1 protein-coding gene is annotated in these 4,074 nt (G+C 73.6%); it reads left to right on the top strand.

The features are described 5' to 3' along the window. Positions 1-4,074: type I polyketide synthase (locus ACH47Z_RS46965; protein ID WP_399086731.1), on the top strand; the 4,074-nt coding region annotated here is incomplete at both ends.

Below are 4,074 nucleotides of genomic sequence, written 5' to 3' on the forward strand. Positions count from 1 at the left end.
CCACGCCTGGACCCACGGCCTCCCCATCAACTGGACCCCGACCTCAGACGCGCCACACCCGTACCGGCTCGACCTCCCCACCTACCCCTTCCAGCACCAGCGCTACTGGCTCACCGAACCCGCCACGGCCAACGACCCCACCGCCTACGGTCTTCACCCCACCGATCACCCCCTGCTCGCCGCCGCACTCCACAACGCGGAGACGAACCAGCTCACTCTCACCGGACGCATCGCCCCTCGCACGCACGCCTGGCTCACCGATCACACGGCACACGGAACTCCTCTGCTTCCTGGTACCGCCTTCACGGAACTCGCCCTTCATGCCGGTGCCGAGGTGGGCTGCCCGACCGTCGCGGAGCTGACGCTGCACGCGCCTCTGCCGCTGGTCGCGCCCGTGCGGTTCCAGCTCGTCGTCGACGCACCTGGCGAAGGCGGGGAGCGCGCGGTGCACATCTACTCCCGCCCGGAGGACGCACCCGATGTAAGCGCTCCGTGGACCCACCACGCCAGCGGTGTCCTCTCCTGCGCCGGCGACGGGGAGCATGCGGCCGACCTCACGGTCTGGCCGCCGCGCGGTGCCGAGCCGCTCGCGGTGAACCGTTTCTACGAGGACGCGGCCGTCACCGGATACGAGTACGGGCCCGTCTTCCAGGGACTCGAAAGGGCCTGGCGGCTCGGCGACGAGGTGTACGCGGACGTCCGGCTGTCCGAGGAGCAGGTGGAGGAGGCGGGCCGGTACGCGATCCATCCGGCGCTCTTCGACGCGGCCCTGCACACCGTGCTGCTGGACTCCGTGGGCGGCAGCGCTCCGGTCCGGTTGCCGTTCGTCTGGTCCGGTGTCCGCGTGCACGCGGTCGGTGCGACGGACCTGCGCGTCAGGGCCACACGCACCGGTGCGGACGCCGTGACGCTGGCTCTGGCGGACCCCGCCGGGCGGCCGGTCGCGACCGTCGAATCCCTGACGCTGCTGCCGGTCTCTCCCGAACAGCTGCGGGGCGCGAGCGCGACGCGGCACGACGACCTGTACCGGATCGAGTGGACCCCGCTCGCCGCAGCCCCAACGGTCCCTGCGGATCAGGAGACTTGGGCCGTGGTCGGCTCGGACACCGACCTCGGTCTCGGGCCTTCCGTCCGCCGCTACCCGGATCTCGCCCGGCTGAACGCCGCTCTCGACGCGGGCGAGCCGGTGCCGGACGCGGTTCTCCTCCCCGTCGTCCCGGACGCCGGTGACGAGCCGGTCGCCGTCGCGGCCCGCGCCACCGCCGCCCGCGTGCTCGGGGTCGTACAGGACTGGCTGGCCTCGGACCGCGCGGAGGCGTCGCGTCTGGTCGTCGTGACCCGTGACGCGGTGGCGGCGGGCGGGGACGGCGGGCGCGTGGATCTCGCGGCCACGCCGGTGTGGGGTCTGCTGCGGTCGGCTCAGGCCGAGAGCCCCGGGCGGTTCGTGCTCGTGGACGTGGAGTCCGGCGCGGGCACGGTCCTGGGCCCGGTGGCCGCCGCGCTCGGTACGGACGAGCCCCAGCTCGCCGCGCGCGGGGGCGAGGTACTGGTGCCTCGACTGCGCCGGGCGAGTACGGCGTCCCAGGGGGCCACCGCCTCCTGGTCCGATGCGGGCACCGTGCTCATCACGGGCGGTACCGGCGCGCTGGGCGCTCTGGTGGCCCGTCATCTGGTGACCGTGCACGGCGTGCGCCGGCTGCTCCTCACCAGTCGCCGGGGCGCCGATGCTCCGGGCGCCGCCGCACTCGTCGCGCGACTCGGCGAGCTGGGCGCAGAGGTTTCCGTGGCGGCCTGTGACGCCGCGGATCGGGACGAGCTGGCCCGCGTGCTGGCCGGGATCCCGCGAGAGCACCCACTGACCGGTGTGGTGCACGCCGCGGGCGTCCTGGACGACGGAGTGGTCGCGGCGCTCACTCCGGAGCGCCTGGAGCGGGTGATGCGGCCGAAGGTCGACGCGGCCGTGAACCTGCACGAGCTGACCCGGGAGGCTGACCTCTCCGCGTTCGTGCTCTTCTCGTCCGTCGCCGGTGTCTTCGGCAACCCGGGCCAGGCCAACTACGCGGCCGCCAACGCCTTCCTGGACGCGCTGGCCGAGCGGCGGCGCGCCGAGGGGCTGTCCGGGGTGTCGCTGGCGTGGGGTCTGTGGGCCGAGAGCAGCGGGATGACGGGCCATCTGTCGGCGGACGACCTGACGTGGATGGCGCGTTCCGGCATCCGCCCACTGCCGTCCGACACCGGCCTGGCCCTCCTCGACAAGGCCACCGCGGACTCGGCGGACGGCCTGCTCGTGCCCGTGGCGCTGGACCCGGCCGCGCTGCGCGAACGAGCCGACTCCGGCCTGCTCGGCCACCTGTTCCACGGTCTCGTCCGTACGCCGGCACGACGGGCCTCCCGTGCCGGCGCGGACTCCGACAGCACCGCGCTCGCCGCCCGCCTGACCCAGCTCACCGACGCCGAGCGCGACGAGGAGCTGCTGGCTGTGGTGCGCGGCCATGTCGCCGCCGTGCTCGGCCACCGCTCGCCCCACACCATCGACGCCGAGCGGGCGTTCAAGGAACTCGGCTTCGACTCGCTCAGCGCGGTGGAGCTGCGCAACCGCCTGGCCGCGGCCACCGGGGTACGCCTCCCGGCCACGCTCGTGTTCGACCACCCGACGCTCACCTCGGTCGTGCACCGGCTGCGGACCGAGGTCCTGGGGACCGCTCCCGCCGCCGTGGACCGGCCACGGGCTGCCGTGAGCATCGCCGTCGACGGAGAGCCGATCGCGATCGTCGGCATGGCCTGCCGCTACCCCGGAGGCGTCCGCTCGCCGGAGGACCTCTGGCGGATGGTGGCCGAGGGCAGGGACGTGATCGCCGACTTCCCGACGGACCGCGGCTGGGACCTGGACAACCTCTACGATCCGCACTCCGCCCGCCCGGGCACCTCGTACGCCCGCGAGGGCGGATTCCTCTACGACGCGGGACACTTCGATCCCGGCTTCTTCGGCATTTCACCGCGCGAGGCCCTGGCCATGGACCCGCAGCAGCGGCTGCTCCTGGAAACCTCCTGGGAGGCCTTCGAACGGGCCGGCCTGGACCCCACCGCCTTCAAGGGCAGCCGGACCGGTGTCTTCGCCGGCCTCATGCACCACGACTACGCCGGCCCCGGAAGCCGGCTTCCTGAAGGCGTCGAGGGCTACGCCCTCACCGGGACGCAGGGCAGCGTGGTCTCGGGCCGCATCGCCTACGTCTACGGCCTGGAAGGCCCGGCGGTCACGGTCGACACGGCCTGCTCGTCGTCGCTCGTCGCCCTGCACCTCGCCTGCCAGGCCCTGCGCAACGGTGAGTGCGACCTGGCGCTCGCGGGCGGCGTGGCGGTCATGGCAACCCCGGGCGTCTTCGTCGAGTTCAGCCGGCAGCGGGGGCTCGCGGCGGACGGCCGCTGCAAGTCCTTCGCGGCGGCGGCCGACGGTACCGGCTGGTCGGAGGGCGTGGGGCTCCTGCTGGTGGAGCGCCTGTCCGACGCGCAGCGCAACGGCCACCGGGTCCTGGCCGTCGTACGCGGATCCGCCGTCAACCAGGACGGCGCCAGCAACGGCCTCACCGCACCCAACGGGCCGTCCCAGCAGCGGGTGATCCGGCAGGCCCTCGCCAACGCCCGCCTCGCCCCCAGTGACGTGGACGCGGTCGAGGCACACGGCACGGGGACGACGCTCGGCGATCCGATCGAGGCCCAGGCACTGCTGGCGACATATGGACAGGACCGGCCGGAGGACCGGCCGCTGTGGCTGGGCTCGGTGAAGTCCAACATGGGACACGCACAGGCCGCCGCCGGAGTGGCCGGCGTGATCAAGATGGTCATGGCGATGCGCCACGGGCTGCTGCCCCGCACCCTGCACGTCGACGAGCCCACACCCCACGTCGACTGGAGCGCGGGCGCCGTGTCCCTCCTCACCGAGGACACCATCTGGCCTCGGACAGGACGCCCGCACCGGGCGGGTGTCTCCTCCTTCGGCATCAGCGGCACCAACGCCCACGTCATCCTGGAAGCCGCCCCCGACACCGAGCCCGTCGAGCACACCGGCCGGCGGTC

This window comes from Streptomyces sp. NPDC020192 (assembly GCF_044388685.1).
Classification (GTDB): domain Bacteria; phylum Actinomycetota; class Actinomycetes; order Streptomycetales; family Streptomycetaceae; genus Streptomyces.